Annotated in this window: 21 protein-coding genes; 2 read left to right on the top strand and 19 right to left on the bottom strand. The window is 55.8% G+C overall.

Annotation, left to right across the window (positions count from 1 at the left end; genetic code table 11):
• Complete coding sequence (locus AB8W27_RS03930) at nt 1–1,290, top strand: ABC transporter substrate-binding protein (protein WP_041923888.1); 1,290 nt, start codon at nt 1–3, stop codon at nt 1,288–1,290.
• Nucleotides 1,291–1,478: 188 nt separating this feature from the next.
• On the opposite strand, the gene kduD is transcribed toward AB8W27_RS03930, so the two are convergent.
• Complete coding sequence (gene kduD, locus AB8W27_RS03925; protein ID WP_041923889.1) at nt 1,479–2,240, bottom strand: 2-dehydro-3-deoxy-D-gluconate 5-dehydrogenase KduD; 762 nt, start codon at nt 2,238–2,240, stop codon at nt 1,479–1,481.
• A 607-nt stretch (nt 2,241–2,847) separates the two neighbouring features.
• On the opposite strand from kduD, the gene AB8W27_RS03920 reads away from it, so the two are divergent.
• Nucleotides 2,848–4,026 (top strand): oligogalacturonate lyase family protein, encoded by a 1,179-nt coding sequence (locus AB8W27_RS03920; protein WP_015742357.1) that lies wholly within the window; start codon nt 2,848–2,850, stop codon nt 4,024–4,026.
• A 258-nt stretch (nt 4,027–4,284) separates the two neighbouring features.
• On the opposite strand, the gene AB8W27_RS03915 is transcribed toward AB8W27_RS03920, so the two are convergent.
• The 18 genes from AB8W27_RS03915 to AB8W27_RS03830 form a co-directional block, all read right to left on the bottom strand.
• On the bottom strand, nt 4,285–4,965 hold the full coding sequence (locus AB8W27_RS03915; protein ID WP_015742358.1) for an oligogalacturonate-specific porin KdgM family protein: 681 nt from the start codon (nt 4,963–4,965) through the stop codon (nt 4,285–4,287).
• Between the two features lie 386 nt (nt 4,966–5,351).
• A complete protein-coding gene (locus tag AB8W27_RS03910; protein WP_041923890.1) occupies nt 5,352–6,530 on the bottom strand; it encodes an acetyl-CoA C-acetyltransferase in 1,179 nt (392 codons plus the stop codon).
• Between the two features lie 148 nt (nt 6,531–6,678).
• The gene (locus AB8W27_RS03905; protein WP_015742362.1) at nt 6,679–7,338 is read right to left on the bottom strand and encodes a helix-turn-helix domain-containing protein; all 660 of its coding nucleotides are present in this window, start codon (nt 7,336–7,338) and stop codon (nt 6,679–6,681) included.
• A gap of 122 nt (nt 7,339–7,460) precedes the next feature.
• Complete coding sequence (locus AB8W27_RS03900; protein WP_007763859.1) at nt 7,461–8,081, bottom strand: LysE family translocator; 621 nt, start codon at nt 8,079–8,081, stop codon at nt 7,461–7,463.
• Between the two features lie 199 nt (nt 8,082–8,280).
• On the bottom strand, nt 8,281–8,478 hold the full coding sequence (locus tag AB8W27_RS03895) for a hypothetical protein (protein ID WP_071820314.1): 198 nt from the start codon (nt 8,476–8,478) through the stop codon (nt 8,281–8,283).
• Nucleotides 8,465–9,148, bottom strand: coding sequence for a hypothetical protein (locus AB8W27_RS03890; RefSeq protein WP_015742364.1), 684 nt, complete (start codon nt 9,146–9,148; stop codon nt 8,465–8,467). Before AB8W27_RS03890 ends, AB8W27_RS03895 begins: the two co-directional genes overlap by 14 nt.
• Nucleotides 9,148–9,813 carry a DUF2612 domain-containing protein gene (locus AB8W27_RS03885; protein ID WP_015742365.1) on the bottom strand — a complete coding sequence of 222 codons (666 nt, stop codon included), beginning with the start codon at nt 9,811–9,813 and terminating at the stop codon, nt 9,148–9,150. The genes AB8W27_RS03890 and AB8W27_RS03885 overlap by 1 nt, the downstream gene beginning before the upstream one ends.
• The gene (locus tag AB8W27_RS03880) at nt 9,810–11,009 is read right to left on the bottom strand and encodes a baseplate J/gp47 family protein (protein WP_041923891.1); all 1,200 of its coding nucleotides are present in this window, start codon (nt 11,007–11,009) and stop codon (nt 9,810–9,812) included. Before AB8W27_RS03880 ends, AB8W27_RS03885 begins: the two co-directional genes overlap by 4 nt.
• The gene (locus AB8W27_RS03875; RefSeq protein WP_015742367.1) at nt 11,009–11,362 is read right to left on the bottom strand and encodes a hypothetical protein; all 354 of its coding nucleotides are present in this window, start codon (nt 11,360–11,362) and stop codon (nt 11,009–11,011) included. Before AB8W27_RS03875 ends, AB8W27_RS03880 begins: the two co-directional genes overlap by 1 nt.
• On the bottom strand, nt 11,359–12,114 hold the full coding sequence (locus AB8W27_RS03870; protein WP_015742368.1) for a Gp138 family membrane-puncturing spike protein: 756 nt from the start codon (nt 12,112–12,114) through the stop codon (nt 11,359–11,361). The genes AB8W27_RS03875 and AB8W27_RS03870 overlap by 4 nt, the downstream gene beginning before the upstream one ends.
• A 72-nt stretch (nt 12,115–12,186) precedes the next feature.
• On the bottom strand, nt 12,187–13,173 hold the full coding sequence (locus tag AB8W27_RS03865) for a hypothetical protein (RefSeq protein WP_015742369.1): 987 nt from the start codon (nt 13,171–13,173) through the stop codon (nt 12,187–12,189).
• Entirely contained in the window at nt 13,170–13,472 is a 303-nt protein-coding gene (locus AB8W27_RS03860) for a hypothetical protein (protein ID WP_015742370.1), read from the bottom strand. The genes AB8W27_RS03865 and AB8W27_RS03860 overlap by 4 nt, the downstream gene beginning before the upstream one ends.
• Nucleotides 13,473–14,036: a phage baseplate protein gene (locus AB8W27_RS03855; protein WP_015742371.1), complete on the bottom strand. Its 564-nt coding sequence runs from the start codon at nt 14,034–14,036 to the stop codon at nt 13,473–13,475. It lies immediately after the preceding gene.
• Entirely contained in the window at nt 14,036–15,727 is a 1,692-nt protein-coding gene (locus tag AB8W27_RS03850; protein ID WP_049787159.1) for a hypothetical protein, read from the bottom strand. Before AB8W27_RS03850 ends, AB8W27_RS03855 begins: the two co-directional genes overlap by 1 nt.
• Nucleotides 15,727–15,894, bottom strand: a complete 168-nt coding sequence (locus AB8W27_RS03845) for a hypothetical protein (RefSeq protein WP_015742373.1) — start codon at nt 15,892–15,894, stop codon at nt 15,727–15,729. Before AB8W27_RS03845 ends, AB8W27_RS03850 begins: the two co-directional genes overlap by 1 nt.
• 11 nt (nt 15,895–15,905) lie before the next feature.
• Nucleotides 15,906–16,325, bottom strand: coding sequence for a phage tail assembly chaperone (locus AB8W27_RS03840; protein WP_015742374.1), 420 nt, complete (start codon nt 16,323–16,325; stop codon nt 15,906–15,908).
• Between the two features lie 3 nt (nt 16,326–16,328).
• Complete coding sequence (locus AB8W27_RS03835) at nt 16,329–16,769, bottom strand: phage protein (RefSeq protein ID WP_015742375.1); 441 nt, start codon at nt 16,767–16,769, stop codon at nt 16,329–16,331.
• A gap of 9 nt (nt 16,770–16,778) precedes the next feature.
• Nucleotides 16,779–18,260 (bottom strand): DUF3383 domain-containing protein, encoded by a 1,482-nt coding sequence (locus AB8W27_RS03830; protein ID WP_015742376.1) that lies wholly within the window; start codon nt 18,258–18,260, stop codon nt 16,779–16,781.
• Between the last annotated feature and the right edge of the window lie 3 nt (nt 18,261–18,263).

The raw sequence follows: 18,263 nt of genomic DNA, 5'->3' as shown, positions 1-18,263 counted from the left end.
ATGAAAAAAGCCCTCGTTAGCACAGCATTAGCTTCTACCCTTGCCCTCTGCGCGTTTCCATCGCATTCGGCGGAAAACGTCGAGCTGCGGATGTCCTGGTGGGGCGGCAATGGCCGCCACCAGGTCACGCTGAAAGCGCTGGAGGAGTTTCACAAACAGCACCCGGAGATAAGCGTTAAGCCGGAATACACTGGCTGGGACGGCCATCTGTCGCGTCTTACCACGCAAATCGCGGGCGGCACCGAGCCGGACGTGATGCAGACCAACTGGAACTGGCTGCCGATTTTCTCGAAAAACGGCGACGGCTTTTACGACCTGAATCAGGTCAAAGAGATTATCGATCTGAGCCAGTTCGACCCGAAAGAGCTGAAATCCACTACCGTCAACGGCAAGCTGAACGGCATTCCGATCTCCGTTACCGCCCGCGTGTTCTATTACAACAACGAAACCTGGAAGAAAGCGGGCGTCGACTACCCGAAAACCTGGGATGCGCTGATGGCTGCGGGTAAAACGTTTGAGTCGAAACTCGGCAAGCAATATTACCCGGTGGTGCTGGAGCATCAGGATGTGCTGGCGCTGCTCAACTCGTACATGGTGCAGAAATACAATATTTCAGCGGTGGATGAGAAAACCAAAAAGTTCGCGTACAGCAAGGAGCAGTGGGTTGAGTTCTTTGGGATGTATAAGAAGCTCATCGACAGCCACGTGATGCCGGACACCAAATATTATGCCTCGTTTGGTAAGAGCAACATGTATGAGATGAAACCGTGGATCCAGGGCGAGTGGGGAGGCACTTATATGTGGAACTCCACCATCACCAAATACTCCGATAACCTGAAGCCGCCAGCGAAGCTGGAGCTTGGCGCGTACCCGATGCTGCCGGACGCGAAAGATGCGGGCCTGTTCTTTAAACCGGCGCAGATGCTCTCCATCGGTAAATCGACCAAACACCCGAAAGAGGCCGCGCAGCTGATTAACTTCCTGCTGAACAGCAAAGAAGGCGTGGCGGCGCTGGGCCTTGAGCGCGGCGTGCCGTTGAGCAAAGCCGCGGTGGCGCAGCTCACCGAAGCGGGCGTGATCAAAGACGAGGATCCGTCGGTGTCCGGTCTGAAGCTGGCGCAGTCGCTGCCGACCACGCTTGCTATCTCGCCATATTTTGACGATCCGCAGATCGTGTCGCAGTTCGGCACCGCGCTGCAGTATATCGACTATGGCCAGAAATCTGTTGAAGAAGCCGCCGCGGAATTCCAGCGTCAGGCGGAGCGCATCCTGAAACGCGCGATGCGTTAAGGGCGGTTTTTCTGCTGTTACCCTGCCCTTACGGGCGGGGTTTGTAAACGGCGGGTGCGCTACGCTTACCCGCCCTACGAACGGAAAGGGTTGCGCGTTTTTGTAGGGTAGGTAAGCGCAGCGCGCCTACCGTGTCCTCCAATAAAAAAGCCTCCACATGGGAGGCTTTTTTTACCTGCACATCACGCTTAACGCGCCAGCCAGCCGCCATCGACCGCCACCGTATAGCCGTTAATGTAATCCGATGCGCTGGACGCCAGGAACACCACTGGCCCCATCAGGTCGCTCGGCAGGCCCCAACGGCCCGCCGGAATACGATCCAGGATCTCAGCGCTACGCTGCTCGTCGGCACGCAGCTGTTGGGTGTTATTGGTCGCCATATACCCCGGCGCGATGGCGTTCACGTTGATATTGTGTTTCGCCCATTCGTTCGCCATCAGGCGGGTAATGCCCATTACGCCGCTCTTAGAGGCGGTGTAAGACGGTACGCGAATGCCGCCCTGGAAGGACAACATCGAGGCGATATTAATAATTTTGCCGCCGTTGCCCTGGGCGATGAACTGCTTCGCCACGGTCTGAGACATAAAAAACACGCTCTTGATGTTCAGGTTCATCACGTCGTCCCAGTCCTGCTCGCTGAAGTTAATCGCGTCTTCACGGCGGATCAGGCCTGCGTTGTTTACCAGCACGTCGACATGACCGAATTCCGCGACAGCGCGTTCAATAAGCTCAGGAATAGCGTCGATTTTACGCAAATCGGCCGTCAGGCTCAGAAAACGACGGCCCAGCGCGGTTACGCGCTCAATGGTTTCCGTCGGCTCGACAATATTAATACCCACGATATCGCAGCCCGCTTCCGCGAGGCCCTGCGCCATACCCTGACCAAGACCGGTATCGCAGCCAGTTACGATCGCGACTTTACCCTCAAGAGAAAATGCATCCAGAATCATGTGTGTTTCCTTGTAATCGAGCCTGCCTGCGACAGGCGTGACCGTGATAAGACTGTCCGCTGCTTATGTCCTCTCTTAACCACCTGATTTCGATGTCATAAAACGCCCAGCACCGATGCCCGGCACGGGTCGTTTTACGCCATCTCACGATGACCACGCGTTAAAAAAAACATAAAAAAACACTTCAAACAGCAAAACAGCGTTTCGTTTTCAAGATATAACTCATCTTAAACTTAGCGAAACACGTTTTCAATTATAAATAAAACATTGTTTCATTTTTATGGGTAAGTCTTACCAGAATTGATATTCTGGTCACGTTTGGCTGAAGGCATGTGGAGACGCTTGTTCACACCTCTCTAAATTAGTATTTCAAAATCAAAAAGATAAAAACCAACAACAGCGATCAAATAAATCCTGTACGACATTTTTTAGATGCCGGGAAACCGTGGCATCAGGGCTCAAATTGTCCAGAAATGGTCTTTTTTTTGAAAAGGTTGAGCAGAAATGCGCCCACAGTCACACACAATGAAACACTGTTTTGATAATTTATAATTCTGTTTTCGAAATTTAATCAGCGAACGCCAGCCGGCAACGTAAGGAGCACAGTATGGCCAAAGGCATGCGGGTGAAACTTCAGTATCAGGTGAGCATCGATCCAGATACCGGAGCGGAAGTAACCCGTTTAACCCCACCGGAAGTGACCTGTCACCGCAACTATTTCTATCAGAAATGCTTTTTTAACGATGGCAGCCACCTGCTGTTTGCCGGCGAATTTGACGGGCACTGGAACTATTACCTGTTGAACCTTGAACAGGCCGAGGCGGTACAGCTCACCGAAGGCGCGGGCGACAACACCTTTGGCGGCTTCCTGTCGCCGGACGACAAGTACCTCTATTACGTGAAAAACGATCGCGTACTGCGTGAAGTCAACCTCACCACGCTTGCCGAGCGCGACGTCTACCGCGTGCCGGAAGAGTGGGTCGGCTACGGTACCTGGGTCGCCAACAGCGACTGCACCAAACTGGTCGGGATCGAAATCGCCAAAAGCGACTATGTGCCGCTGAGCGACTGGAAAATCTTCCATGATTTCTTCCATAAAGGGCCGCACTGCCGCCTGCTTCGCGTTGATTTACAAACCGGCGCGAGCGAAACCATTCATGAAGAGAAAATCTGGCTGGGGCACCCGATTTATCGTCCGTTCGACGATAATACCGTCGCGTTCTGTCACGAAGGGCCGCACGATCTGGTCGACGCCCGTATGTGGATGGTGAACGAAGACGGCAGCAACGTGCGTAAGGTGAAAGACCATGCCGAGGGCGAAAGCTGTACGCATGAATTCTGGGTGCCGGACGGCTCCGCACTGGTCTATGTCTCTTATCTCAAAGGCAAACAGGGCCGCACCATTTATCGCTACCTGCCGGACAGCGGCGTGAATGAAGAACTGATGCCGATACCGGCCTGCTCGCACCTGATGAGTAATTTCGACGGTACGTTGCTGGTGGGCGACGGTTCCGGCACGCCGGTAGATGTGAAAGACACCGGCGGCTATACCATTGATAACGATCCTTACCTGTATGTGTTTGATGTCGCCCAGAAATCCTATTACCGCGCGGCGCGTCACGATACCTCCTGGGAGACCTTTGCCGGTAGTCGTCAGGTCACGCATCCGCACCCCTCCTTCAGCCCGGACGGCAACGCCATTCTTTTCAGCACCGATAAAGACGGCAAACCGGCGGTCTATCTTGCAAAACTGCCCGAACACCGTGAAATGCTGCGAGTGTCATAATAAAAAAGTCCTGTTTCCGTCACTGGCCTTGCCCTCCTCTCCTGGAGGGCTTTTTTATTGCCGCGCCGCATTTACCGTGACCGTTATTTCGTGGATAAGAATAAGCGCAGAAAAAACATCGGCAATAATTTTCACAGGGCATAAAAAAACCGCCCCTGCATGGGCGGTGTGCTTATTCTCAGGAGCACGCTATCAGGAAACAGCAGAACAGGAATTACGCCCCCGCCGTCGCGGGGGCAGAGTGAGGGTAAGGTATTATCAGAAGCTATATGCCACGCCGACACGTAAACGGGTCTGGCGCTCATCGGTTTCTTTTACGCCAATATTTCCCACTTCAAAATATGGCGACCAGTTTTTATCAATTTTATAAGCCAGTTTGGCGTTATATTCGTTGGAATACTTTTTACCGTTATTACGGGTGAAGCCTTCTTCGCTCTGCGCGTATACGTAATTCAGCTCGGTACGCCAGTCGCCCAGCGCAAAGCCCACCCAGGCGTCGCCGCGGTTAACTTTATCGTCATCATCTTTGCCTTCCGGCACGCGGGTATATTCGTAACGATAGCGGGCCGCGACATAGAAACCATTCTCAAAGCTGTACTGCACATGGATGTTGGGCTTATAAATCGTTTTACTGTCAACGCTTTCGATGGTAAACGCCGGGGTAATGGCGATGGCGTCGGTCGCTTTCCAGCGCCAGCTAATCTGATCTTCATGGCCGTTACCGACCACTTCATTAAACGGACGCGACTGATCGTCGCCGCCGGTTTTCCATTTCGCCTCAACGGAAAAACCGAAACCATTATCAAAACGATGTGAAACGGCAACGCGATCGGCGTTAGTGCCGCTGTCAATGTACTCGTGACGTAAATCCACGGTAACTGCTTGTGACGCGAATGAGGACCCACAGAGGACAGCCAATGCCAGTGCTTTCTTAAACATAGAATACCCCTAATAAAATGGCGTTTCGTTTTTATGAAACTGCATTTTATTTTTTAGGTAATATTATTTTAGTGATCCGGATCGTAATACCCTGTTTCAAAAATAACGAAAACAAATCGCGTGATTCAGCTCAATAAAAAACCATCCAGAGGCCTGAAAATGATGTTTTGAATCACAGTTTAATTTTTGCAAAAACGTAATAACGCGCTTATTTTCAGCATCGCCATGAGAATTAACTCAAATCAAGAAATAGTAAACCAGGAAATAGATGAACTGGATATAATCCATATTAAGGGATTATTAGCAGCAAAAGCAAAGGCGCGTGACGGGATTACCCGGCAACGCGCTCATAAATGAAGAGGAAAGAAAGGAAAAGCAATGAAGGGCTAATCGCGCTCTATCGCCAGCGCCACGCCCTGCCCGCCGCCGATGCAAAGCGTGGCAAGCCCTTTACGGGCCTCGCGTTTCACCATTTCATGCACCAGCGAGACCAGGATCCGGCAGCCGGACGCGCCAATAGGATGCCCGAGCGCAATCGCGCCGCCGTTGACGTTAACTTTGCGCTCGTCCCACTCCAGCAGTTTACCGACCGACAGCGTCTGCGCCGCGAACGCCTCGTTCGCTTCGATAAGATCGACATCATTAAGCTGCCAGCCCGCACGCTCAAGGCAGCGGCGAGTAGCATACACGGGCGCGATGCCCATCAGAGCCGGATCGACGCCAACACTTGCGAAGGCGCGAATACGCGCCAGCACCGGCAGCCCCATCTCCTGCGCCTTGCTGGCGCTCATCATCAGCACCGCCGCCGCGCCGTCATTGATTGACGACGCGTTACCTGCCGTGACGCTCCCGAGCCTGTCAAAGGCAGGCGACAGACGCGCCAGCCCTTCCGCGCTGGTGTCGGCGCGCGGCTGCTCGTCGGTATCCACCACCAGTGGCGCGCCCTGCCTCTGCTCAATCACCACCGGCACGATCTCGTCACGAAACCGCCCGCTGTCGACGGCCGCGCGCGCTTTATGCTGAGACGCGAGCGCATATGCGTCCTGATGTTCACGGCTGATGTTATATTCACGCGCCAGGTTTTCCGCGGTGACGCCCATATGGTAATCGTTAAACGCATCCCACAGCCCGTCATGCACCAGGCTGTCGATAATATGACTGTCAGCAGGCGCGCTGCTGCGCCCTTCCGTCAGCACATGCGGGGCGCGGCTCATGTTCTCCTGGCCGCCGGCGATCACCACATCCGCCTCGCCGCACTGAATCGCCTGCGTCGCCAGATGAAGCGCCTTCAGCCCGGAGCCACACACATCGTTAATGGTAATCGCCGACACGGACCACGGCAGGCCGCTGTTCAGCGCAGTCTGCCGCGCCGGGTTCTGGCCTGCGCCCGCCGTCAGCACCTGACCCAGGATCACTTCATCGACATCCTGCGGATTAAGCCCGGTGCGCGCCAGCAGCGCCTCAATAACCACAGCGCCGAGCTCCACCGCCGAGCGACGCGCGAGCTGCCCCTGAAAGCAGCCAATGGGCGTGCGTGCGGCCCCCACAATTACCACATCTTTCATTGTTATCTCCGGGAAGTGAACCGGGACATAGTAGCCGCTTGTTATAAAATCATTTCGTGAATGTTTAAAAATTGGTGAGGGGTATCACAAGGAATCTGCGCCGCACGCCAACGGGTGTCGGCACAGATCGGGAAAACAGAAAGACGGGTTAATAACGTTCAGGGAGTTTATTGATGGATTTAAGACGCCCGCGGGAAATATCGATATAACCTCCCTTTCTCAAATCGCTAAACACCTTGAGAATATAGCTCTGAGAAAGATTCGTTTTACCGCGAATAAAATCGCAGGCGTTAATCTCGTCACGCTCCGGCTCCTTCTTCGCTTCCAGCTCTATTAAGCAGTTGCGGATAAGCGTATAGGACTGCCGCCCCATGAAATGATAACTTTTCCAGTACAGCACGTCGTAGTACCAGGAGACGACCAGTAGCAGCTCGCGCCAGAGCTGACGGGCCTCGATAATGGCTTCAAACTCGCTGCGCGCCACCATTCGCGCCTCGCAGGCGGATTCGGCTTTAATCGTAAAATGGCGAGTAAACTGATTATTGTACGTAATGCCAAGCAGCTGAGGACGTGTCGATTCAATCATCGTCAGACTGTCCATGACGCGGTGCATCGACAGGGCGCCCTGCTCTATGACAAAAATATTATCGGGCTGCACGGGAATATGCGCGCCGCTGGCGAAATGGCGCAGCTCGCCGCTATTTTTCAGGGCATTAATAAGATGACTGATGGCCTCTTCGGGCCGTTCGGGGAGCGGATAAGTTTCCATGCTGATAGCACGCACCAGAGATAACGTTACGATCAGCATAGTAAAAACTTTGCTGCGCGCCGCCCCATTTTTTCATAATGAGACGTCGCGTTAATAAAACCATTACAGAAAGACCTTATTTGCGCCGCATGGCACTTAACTACTCTGGCGTTGATGCCCTGTCAGCGTTTACTTAATGCCAGTTTTGCGGCGAACAGCAGGAACACGCTGCCCGTGACGCGATCCATCCATTTCACCACGCCGGGTTTTTTCAGCACCCCAGAGGCATAACGGGTGGCGACAATCAGCGTCAGCGACCAGAGGGTGCCGATGAGCGCATGGATGGCGACCAGCAGAAACGTCCAGACCATCGGCGAATGCCCCGTCGGAATAAACTGCGGCAGGAAGGAGACATAAAACACGCCCATTTTTGGGTTCAGCACATTGCCCAGCATACCGCGCAAAAAGCTGTTGCTGGCGCGCGTTTCATCGCCCTGACGAGTATCAAACGTAGTACGCGGACGCAAAAGAAGCTGAATGCCGAGCCAGCAGAGATACCCTGCGCCGCACCATTTCAGGATGGAATAGGCCATTTCGGACACGGCAAACAGCGCCCCCAGACCAAACGCCACCAGCGCGCCCCAGACAAAACAGCCAGCATCAATGCCGAGCGCCGCCTGAAAGGCTTTTTTACCCCCATCCGCCGCCGCAGTCCGTAAAATCAGCGCCGTATCCAGCCCTGGCGTCAGGGTTAACAGCGTAGCCGCAAGGGTATACGCAAGCAGTGCATCAGTGACCGACATGTTTATCCTCCGAAAAGAAAAATCTTATAGAAGAAAAACAGGCCCGGCAATCGTGAGTTTAGTTACGCAGGGGAATGGTAAAGTGAGATGATTGCAAGATTTGTGATTAAATTAGGTATCTTTAAGAAAGGAGTCGAGGGATGGATAAGCAGAATACAATAATAAAATTAAAGCCGCCGATATTCGACGGCTTTGAGTGTTAATTAGCTTGTAAATTTTCAGTGTTATCAACACTGACTAATATCGGCTCACCATTATCATTAACAGTGAGTTGGCTACCTTCTGGGATTTGTAGCGTTTTAAAAAACCAGTGAGTTTCAGGCAACTCCACTGCTCCGCTAACTTCATGTATTCCCGGGATAACCTCGGTTAAAGTAATAGGATTAAACAGGCGCACAATAAACTCTCCATGAAAATGAACTTGCAGAAGGAGTACCATCTGAATTCTGACAGCGAGCTTTAAAACCACTCCTGGTTACCGTGTCATCTAATATACTTGACGTATGAATCTTGGTAGTAATCGCGCCATCCGTTGAGAATCTCTCGGCTACGGAAATAAAACGACTCACATTTTTTAATTCAATGGGATAAATAACCGTAGCGAGTCCATTGACTAATGTAACCCACGCCCCCATCACCTCTATTGCCCCATCAGACCATATAATCCATGAGCCATTGGCATTCGAGCCTCTGTTCACCACATAGCTTGCGTTCCCCAACCCCAGATTTTCCAGCGCTTTTGCCTGCGCGGCGGTGCCGTCACTCTTAATATCGCCGAATGGGTTCTGACGTGAGAGATATTGCTTCGCCAGCCCCTGTTTCAGTAATGCCTGAAAGTCAGGAATATTACCGTTGTCGAGTACGTCGGCACCGGTCTGGTCAGCGACAAATTGCGCCAGCGCGGAGGCGATAAACGACGACTGCCGGATGGCTTTGTTGACCTGAGCAGAAGCGGCTTTACCGCTGGTGAAGCCCTGGCTCAGGGCTGGCAACATTTCCCAGTTCGCCTGAGACGTCACGTTTGCGCCCGCGCCCGTGGCGAACGGTTTAAAATCATTTTTAGCCATTACAGGTTTTTCCCCCATGCTCCATCGTCAAAGCCGACGATGTATTGGTTGTCCATATCAAATCCAAAGAAGCGCGTCCCGACGGACGGCACGAGAATATCGCCAGACCAGACGCCAGCGGCTTTTACCGTTAAGTACCCCATCCGGATTGCAGCGATAAGCTCAAGCGAAACGCTTTCCAGCGAGGTTTCCGGGAAAATCAGCATCGACACAGTCATGTCCTGATGGTCGATAATCTGCATGCCCAGCCCTGACTCCGCCGTTGCGGCATCCAGAATAGCGGGTAGCGAATCGTTCTGACCGTCCCACTGATTGATGGCGATTTTGGCGCGCAGGATCACGCGGTAAGTGTCGTCACTGAGCGCCGTAAATCCGTCGTCCGGATCGAACGGCCCTTGCCAGACGCCGCGGTCATAGCCCGGTCCGTCATCATCCCAACTGAAATAGATATCCTTGATAGGCTCTTTCACGTAGCGGGAGCGGCCAATCCACTGGCCGAGAATGTCGAGCTGGACGCCCGTCGCGCTGTCGATATCAAATGCCTCAACCAGCCCCTGCACCGTTGCGGCGGAATCCACAAAGTGGCGGGTGGCGAGATCGACGCTGTCGAAAAAACGCGGCTTCGTGGCGTGATAATTAGTGATAAGTTCAGTGTATTTACTCATGTCGTGGCCACTATGGTGATGTTGTCAGGTGTGCAATACGCCGCCTCGTCATAAGCGATATCAATATTGGCCGCCGCGAGCGTGTTGGTCGTGCGGCCTAACGTCAGAGCGGCGATATCGTAGTAACGCGCATTTCCACCGCTCACCACGCCAAGGTTGGCTGGTGAGTAAACGCGGCTTAACAGCACGTCATCACCAATGGAGAGTGAATTGATGTACCCCGCCACGGCCGCTTTGATCTGCGCGCCGATTTCCGTGGTGTACCCCATAAACGCCTTGAGGCGGATATTGACCTGCACGGAAATAAGCGTGGGGCGGGAAAAGCGAATAACGTGCGGATAGCCATAAAGATCTGCCACGTTTACCGCCAGCGTGCCTGCAGTCGCCACGCCCTGTCCTTTTTTGCCCCGGATCACCTGGGCAATGTCATTGATATCGCCGCCTTCGACAATGGCGCAAATCGCGTGCGGCGGCAGGCCGTTGGCGTCAGGATCTCCGGCGTCGTTTTCATACAGCTTATGGCGACTCACGCCATGAATATTGGCGATAGCGCCGTCGAGCGCATCGAACGGCGTCAGTGATGACAGCGCCACGCTTTGGGTTTGTCTTTTACGCAGTTGCGCATCCGTTTCGGCAGCGACGCCAACAACGGCTGCCTGCGGATTCGTCACTGACATCCAACCCCGCGTGGGTGTGGCTATCTGACTGACTGTGCCCGCCAGGGCGGCGACGGGCCCTGACTCGGTACAGGTGGCTGTAAACAGGCCGTTCCCGCTCACTGGAATCGTGATTGTTTGCGCCAGCGCCCACTGCGTGCCGTTGACATCGCGAATCAAGCCCGTCCCGATAATCGTTCCCGGCTCGCCGGTTATCAGCACGTCCACCGTGGAATGTGTCGCGCCATGGCGGCGAATGCCGTTGATTTTGACACGGGACGAGAGCCCCTCCCCCATGGCGGTCGTGGGCGAGAAGGCGTTATAAACAGCAAGCGCTGCGTTGTTGTCATCGTGAATGGCGAGCGAGAGGAGTGCGACCAGTTGGCCGTCTTTACTGTCTGGCTCAAGATAAGCATCTTCGCCGTAAATCTGGCGAAAATAGCCAGTAAGAGTCGACAGGATGGTCTGATAATCAGGCGCGACCGGGCCCTCCGGGGTGACCTGCATGGCCAGCCCCAGCGTATCGATATTAAGCGGCATTACGCCTCCGCGGTCAGTGTAGTGGTGCCGTAGACGGTGTCGATTTCGGCGAAGAATGAAACGCGCCGCGTGGCGGTATCCACCGTCGAGTTAAAAGAAAGGAGCGTTTTCACGCCGGGTGTTTCCAGAATGCGCGCCTGAATGGCGAGCTGATAAATCTCCGGTTTCTGTTTCCCGAGCACATTCTGACGCCAGGGCGTGCCTTGTGTGGTATCGAGGAACCACTCGCCGGACCAGAGTTCAAAGCGGGTTTTCACCGCCTGGGCGACGGCTTCCGGCGAACTCACAAGCCAGGTGTTTTCGCCCCGTCCGAAGGTGTAATCACCTTCATTATCTTCACGTCGGTATCTCATTGTGCTCTCCCCGTGTTGCTGCCGCCCGACTGCACCCCTGGGTGCGTATGGCTGACAAGGCTAATGCCTGCGGCTTTGACATCGGTCTGCACGCTCATCGGCCCTTTCAACGTCGCGCCGCCGCCGTTATCGCCCATCCCCTGGGTCAGGCTGCCGTTAATAGTGACGTTGCCGTTGAGGATGATAGAAGGTGACGTAATCACGGTGCCGCCCTGCGCGCTGGCGGTAAGCCTGCCGGGCGTGCGCAGCGAGATGTCATGCCCCACGGCCAGTTCAATGACCGCCGCGCCGTCATCAGTACGTAGCTGCGTCGCACTAACGCTGATATTGCTGATTTTTCGCTGTTGCGACATCGGCCCCACCAGCGCGAACGCATCGGAAAGATCGTGCATACGCGGGTCGACGGGTTCCTGAACGTCGCCGCTCTGCCACCAGAAATCGATACAGCGGTCGGCGAATATCACCAGGCATTCATCGCCGGCTGCGACCGGAAACGTCAGCGTGCAGCCGCCGCCGCGAGGAAACACCACTGGTACATCCACCAGCAGCGGCAGCTTCACGCTACGCTCGCTGCCATCGTCGTCGCTGCGTTTGCCGCGGATAGCGGGCTGCACCACGCAGGTTACCGCCTGCGGGTTAAAAGACTGAATAATGCCGGGCAGCGCCACGCGCAGCCCGGCGCTGATATAATGCGCCAGCGCGGCGGCAAACTCCTGCTGGCCGCCAAGCCGCGCTTCTGTTGAAACAGGCATAAAGACTCCAGGTGCCGCCGCCCGCAGGCGAACGGCGAGAAAAAGAAGAAAGGAGAAATGTGCTGGGAGGTATTAGCCGTTTTGCAGTTCACGCGCGCCGCGCGGCTCGCACGTCAGTTTCATATACCAGTCCTGACCACGGGTATCGCCTTGCCACTCGATAGCCTTAACGATATACACGCCGTCGGCGGCAAGCGCGGCAGGCTGTGTGACCGGTTGAGTGAAAGCGCCGTCGCGCGTAATGACCCCGTCGCGTTCCACTTCACGAAGCGGTCCCTTGCTTGCGCCGAGCGTTGATTCTTCATACGCGACGCGCTGTACTGACGCCTGATCGAGCTGCACCAAACCGTTTAAACGAATGTTGGGGTTAATCAGGCATTGCACATCAACACCGTCTTTCAGGGTCTGCTGTGCCGCGCCGATAAGCCCGGTGCGGCTGTTGAGCAGCACCGCCTCATGCACGTAGTTTGCCTCTGGCACCATCCGTAGTTGCCCGTCACTCAGTTGCCAGGAAGCGTCGCACTGCCCCGCCACATTTTCCATGACCTGCCGCGCCGGTAGCCACAGCGTACGGCCACGCGGAAACGCCATACCAGGCATATCACCGGTCGCTCCCGTCGATATGCCATATTGACCAAAACTCTGCGCCGCCAGTTGATGCACATCGCGGACGCGATACCCCGCCGCCAGCGTTTTTTCTACAGTGGCGTAGAGATACGCCTGATGACCGCTTACCGCTTGTATTTTCACCCAACTGTCGACCTGCGCCGTTTTACCGGTCAGCGAAAACCGAATATCACCGGCGAAAATCATTTCACTGCCTGGCGCGTCGTCGTGAGCCTGATAACCAGCAAAAAGCCTGATTTGACTGAACTCTCTGAGCAGGATCCGGTTGCGGGTATGCGGATGCAGATTGTAAATAGTGACGTTGGCGACAGACGTCGCCGCCGTCGCTTTACTGCTCACCATGAACTCCACTTTAAAATCGTTAAGCTGCAACCCGCGTCCTTCTTCCGTCAGCAGTTGAAGTTCAAAATAACGCATCCAGTTTCGGGTCATAGTGGCTCCGTCAGTACATAGAGGCGACTGGTGATGCCCAGCGTATTTTCGCCAGGCGGCGCGCCGTCATCGCTGACGACACGCAGCGCAAAGCCAAACGCCAGGTGGCTGTGCTGCGCCAGGAGATCGACGCCCGGCAACAGCGGCAGCCCGTTTAACCGCCGTTGTCCGGCGGTGTCCTCAATGTCCATAATCCAGGCGCCGTCACGCCAGATAAGCCGCAACTGGTACGTCGAACCGTTAAGGTCGATGGAAAAGTGCTGGTTATCAGGCGTAAGCGGAATTTCATAGTTCCCCATCTAGCCTCCTGTCGCCGCATTCAGGCGGCCAGCGCTGACCGGCACCGTCGATTTAACGCCGTTGTTGCTCACCCCTGTTGTCGAAACGCCTGTTTTCATTTGCGACTTTGTCGCCACCTGCACATTTTCCCGGTGCGAAATGATCACCTCGGTCAGGGTCAGCGTGCAGGAGAGGACATATTCGGTGGTGGCATCGGTCGCTACATCAATACCGGTCAGCAGCATGTTCTGGTAGATGCGCTTACCGGTGACGACATCCAGCAGCGCAGGTGGATCGAGCAGATCCCGCAGCGCCTGGTAGATCTCCTGAGGGCTTTTGCCAGACTGGTGCCACGCCGTAGCGTCGCTGGCGAAATCCAGCAGCGCGCCGCCGCTGCCGAAACCGCATTTCATGGTCAGCGTCGCGGGAGAGCGCCAGGCGTGATCGGCAATTGCCGCGCCGAACTCGACGGGGTGGGTGGTGACGTTAAGCGTATCTTTATGGGTTTCCGAAATAACCACATCCGGAACCAGCACGCCAATACGCCGTTGATTGTTGCGAAGTAACGTTGAGAGAAAATCCATTAGCGCACCCCCGTTGACAGGGTCTGAACCAGGCGGCCGTTAACATCATTCATCTGACGGGCGACTTCTTCGCCGAGTCGGGCTGCGTCGCCTGTGCCGTAGACGTTGATATGCGTCGTCTGGTTAAGGTTCGCGCCCTCGCGCGTTAACGCACCTGAGCCGTTGCCGGATGGAAGCGCTGCCCAGTCCATGAGTAGCGGAGAGCCCATCGTCTGCTGCTTCTGCTCAAGGTCCCAGACGCCGAATGGCATCTCGTCTGGCTCCAGTTTGCCGGACAGCCAGCGCGAGGCCTCAAGCCCCTTATTCATCAGCGCGTAGACGGCTTTTTGCTGCAACTGCATCACCGGATGCTGAGCAAAGGCTACCGCCGCCTCCTGGAGCGATTCCCACGCGCCGGAAAAATCGCCCTGTGTCACTTTCGTGAGCGCATCCAGCAGCGATCCCAGCGTGCGAATACTGCTGCGCACGCCTTCAATGATCTGATCGAAAAGCCATTTCGCGTTGAATGTTGACGTGTCGATATTAAGAAACTGCATGAAGGCGGAAAACGCCTTCCCCAGCGCGGTGCCTAGCGCCACGATTTTGTCGGTGAGGAACTGAAAATCCATTTTCAGGCTGCCGATGCCTTTCAGCGCGTCCTGTATGCCCGGCGCCCATGTCGACCAGTCAATCAAGCTGTCGCCGCCACTTTTCCATTTCTGATAGTCATCCCAGAGCAGCGCCAGCGCGCTGACAAGCCCAAGGATCATACCAAGTGGTGTGGCGAGAAAGCCTGCGTTAAGTACACGCCACGCCGTCAGCAACCCGCCGAGCACGCTTATCACTATCTGGCTTTGTGAATCGAGCTGACCCCAGAGGGTGATAATGCCGCCCACCGCGTCCAGCACATTACCGACGATGGTAATGAGCTTATCCAGCGCGATAACGATCCCATCGGCCGCCTTGCCCGTCAGCGTCATGATTTGCGGCAGGTTATCCATCACTTTGCCGAGCAGTTTTTCAAGCGGCCCGGCAAGACCTGCCGCGAGATCTCCGCCAACCTTTTGGGTCACGATATTCTGCACGGTTGTCAGGCCATTAACCGCCGTCATATAGCGGTGTCCGGCCGGGGCAGAGGCACCTGCGTCGAACCCCACCTGCGAAGCCATTTTGCGATAATCCTGCAGATAGCCGCTAAACCCCTGTCGCATGGCGTTCAACGTGTCGCCGTCGATACCCAGCGCTTTTGAAAGCTTTTGCGCCTTATCCAGCGGTAGCGCGGCCAGCTTCTGGCTGAGCGCGTCGAAAACCTCTACGGTATCGCGCAGATTGCCCTGCGCGTCGCGCGCGTTAATACCGAGTGAGCCCAACAACCCGCCCGCCCCGGTTGCGTTTTGCATCAGTTTGCCGACGTTTTCGAGCGATGCCTGGACATTTCCGGCATCCACGCCTGTCTGCTGAAACGCATAGCCCAGCGCGCTTATTCCTTCAGCGGAAGCGCCGCTGCGCTGGCTGGCGCGCCAGAGCTCATCCAGCCCCCGCGCCGTCTGTGTCGTAAAAGTCAGTACGTTCGCGATGGCGGGCGCGACGGCAAGGCTTAACCTGCGCATGCCCGCCGCCACGTCCGTCGCTACCTGACCTATGTTTCGCAGGCCCGTCTCATCAAGGCGGGCAGCGACATCGGTATTGGCGTGCGCCAGTTCTGTGGCCATTAATTTTCCCTCCAGCGTTCGAGGCGCGCCTGGTTATCCGCTTTCAAATCCAGCCAGTCGTTCATCAGCGCGATATCGCACAGATCCACCGCGCCGGATTTCAGATCGCTCCAGGCGATTCGGAAGGCCTCCGCCGGGCGGAGAATGAATTCCTCCCCGCCTGGCAAGATATCCAGCGTTACGCCGCAGCAGCCCCGGGCGTCGGCGCGCCGGGGAGTTCTTGCAAAAAATTTCCCAGCGAATCGGCCACCACCCGGGCCGCCAGTTGCAGCAGCGTCATCAGGCAAATATCGTCAAACGCCAGCTCGCCCTGTCGGAACACCGGTACCCAGGCTTTCATATGGTCGCGCGACACCGCTGCGAGACAGGGGTGAAGTATGGCGTTGCAGTCTTCATCACTCAGCGCGCTGACGGCTTCGGCTATCTTCGGCAGTAGCGCGGTAAACAGCGCGCCTTCGCCAGCAGCCGATGACTGGACGTCGCGAAAATCCGCCGCCATGCCAGCGAGCACCGGGAGCAGTTTGCGGGAGACTCTCAACTGGTCGAAAACGCTGAGCTTAGCGATACGGTAATTCGCGCCTTTAATCGTGATTTCCATGGCTTAAAACTCCCCCAGCACCTGATCGATTTTGCCGCAATCAAATTTCCACTCGACCACGCCCGCGTCTTTGGCATTCGCGTACTCCGGCATCTGCTGAAAGGCGACAGAACGCGCGGTGGTAATATCACCGGAAGCGGCATTACGAATAACGATGACGTTGTTGCCCCAGAGCGTTGAGGATTGCGTCTGTGCGTTATACGCCAGCGACAACTTTTTATTGGCAGGCGACGTTTTCAGCAGTTTGACGCTAATCGTGCCGCTTTTACCTGGGCGCAGGCTGTGCATGACCTCGCCATCGGCACCTTCGGTCATGGTGTTTTTCGCGCCGGTCATGGTGACCGTGATCCCCTCTTCCGCGACGGAAGAACCGCTACCGAGATCAATAACGCCGGTCGGGCCGGCAAGCGTTGCAGTGACATCAAGAAATGAATAACCAGACATAATGGCTCCTTAGCGAACGACGTTAATCAGGACATCGGCGTAGTGCACCGCACCCGCCAGTTTGCAGCCCACCTGAATGACCGGGGCTTTGCGCGCTTCACGTTCCGACGGCGCCTGGTCGGCGACCGGCGCGGCGTAGACGTAATAGCCTTTAGTCAGGGTATCGCCGGAGGCCAGCTCGCCGACGTCGCCGCCATTCCAGACACCCGGTGCGATAAGCCCACTGGACAGCGCCTGATCCAGCGACTGCTCGACATTCGCCAGCAAGCGCGTAACACCCGCGTCGGTCTGCGGGATTTTGGTGGTACTGGTGTACAGAAGGTTAAAAAGGTTGGTCTGCACGTAGTTTTGCAGCCAGTCGAGGCCGTGGCGTTCGTCGATGAAATCGCCGTTGCTCATTACGCCTTCCTGAATGATGGCGGTGTCATTGTTGTAGTTAACAAAGACGTTGCAGTTTTTACTGCGCAGCGCGCTGGCCGCGTTCTGCGACAGATTCTCGGCCGTAATGCCCGGTTCCTGTTTGAATTTCAGCGTAATGGCCGTGTTATTGCCGTTGAAATTAACCGTAAAGACGCGACCAAACAGAGAGGCGGCCGCGAACGGTTTACTGCTGGAGTACTGGATAAATGTCCGGGCGAACTTTGCGGCTTTAAGCTTCGAGGCCAGATCGGCCTGGCTTGCGGCATCCAGTACACGGGTGTCGGCAATCGTGTGTCCGAAAATACGCGAGACGGAATCCGTCTCGATCACGTCCGCCACTGCCAGTACGTCTTCAGATGTCACGTCGGTATCTGCGGCCACCAGGCCGTACCAGTCGCCGGAACGCGCGGCCAGCGTGCTGACACACTGCGCCAGCGTTTCGTTGTTCTGGCCTGCCACTATCGTGGCGCCTGCGCTTTCGCTAAGCCCAAGAAGTACGGCAAGATCGTTGCCGGTCGCGGGCGCTTTGGCAAAGCCAACGGCGCTGCTTTCACCCGTAGTGGTTGAAGCCATAACAAAGCGACCTGCGCTGGGGTCCCAGCGAATAACCGCGCCGGTCAGCGCCTGCTGAATACGTGCGGCAACGCCGGACAGCGTAGTTTCTTTCGTAAGATCGATACTGCTAAGCGTTTTGTCTTTACCATCCACCGTCAGCGTCATGCCACCAGCCGAGATCGCGGTAAAACGCGCCAGCGTTTGTTGCTCTGGCGTCAGGATAGCGCCACGCAACCGGGCAGCGGCGGCGGTTTTCAGCCAGCGGCCGATCCACAGACGCGTCGGGCGCGGCGCCTGCTGGAAGTAGAGGCTGGCGGCCTGATATTCCGGCGTCTCCAGACCAAAATCGGCACTCACGCCGCTGATATCGGAATAGGCGCGCAGACGCTCACCGCTGTCGATAACGTCGCTCGCGCCGACAACCAGAAGCGCGCCGAAGCTGCGGGTCTGTGCCGCGCGCGCGGCCATGCTCACCGTCACATTGACGATGTCAGAAACAGGTAAACCCTGTGACATAGT

This window comes from Cronobacter turicensis, from assembly GCF_041222865.1.
Classification (GTDB): domain Bacteria; phylum Pseudomonadota; class Gammaproteobacteria; order Enterobacterales; family Enterobacteriaceae; genus Cronobacter; species Cronobacter turicensis.
This window is presented reverse-complemented; position numbering and strand designations above follow the sequence as displayed.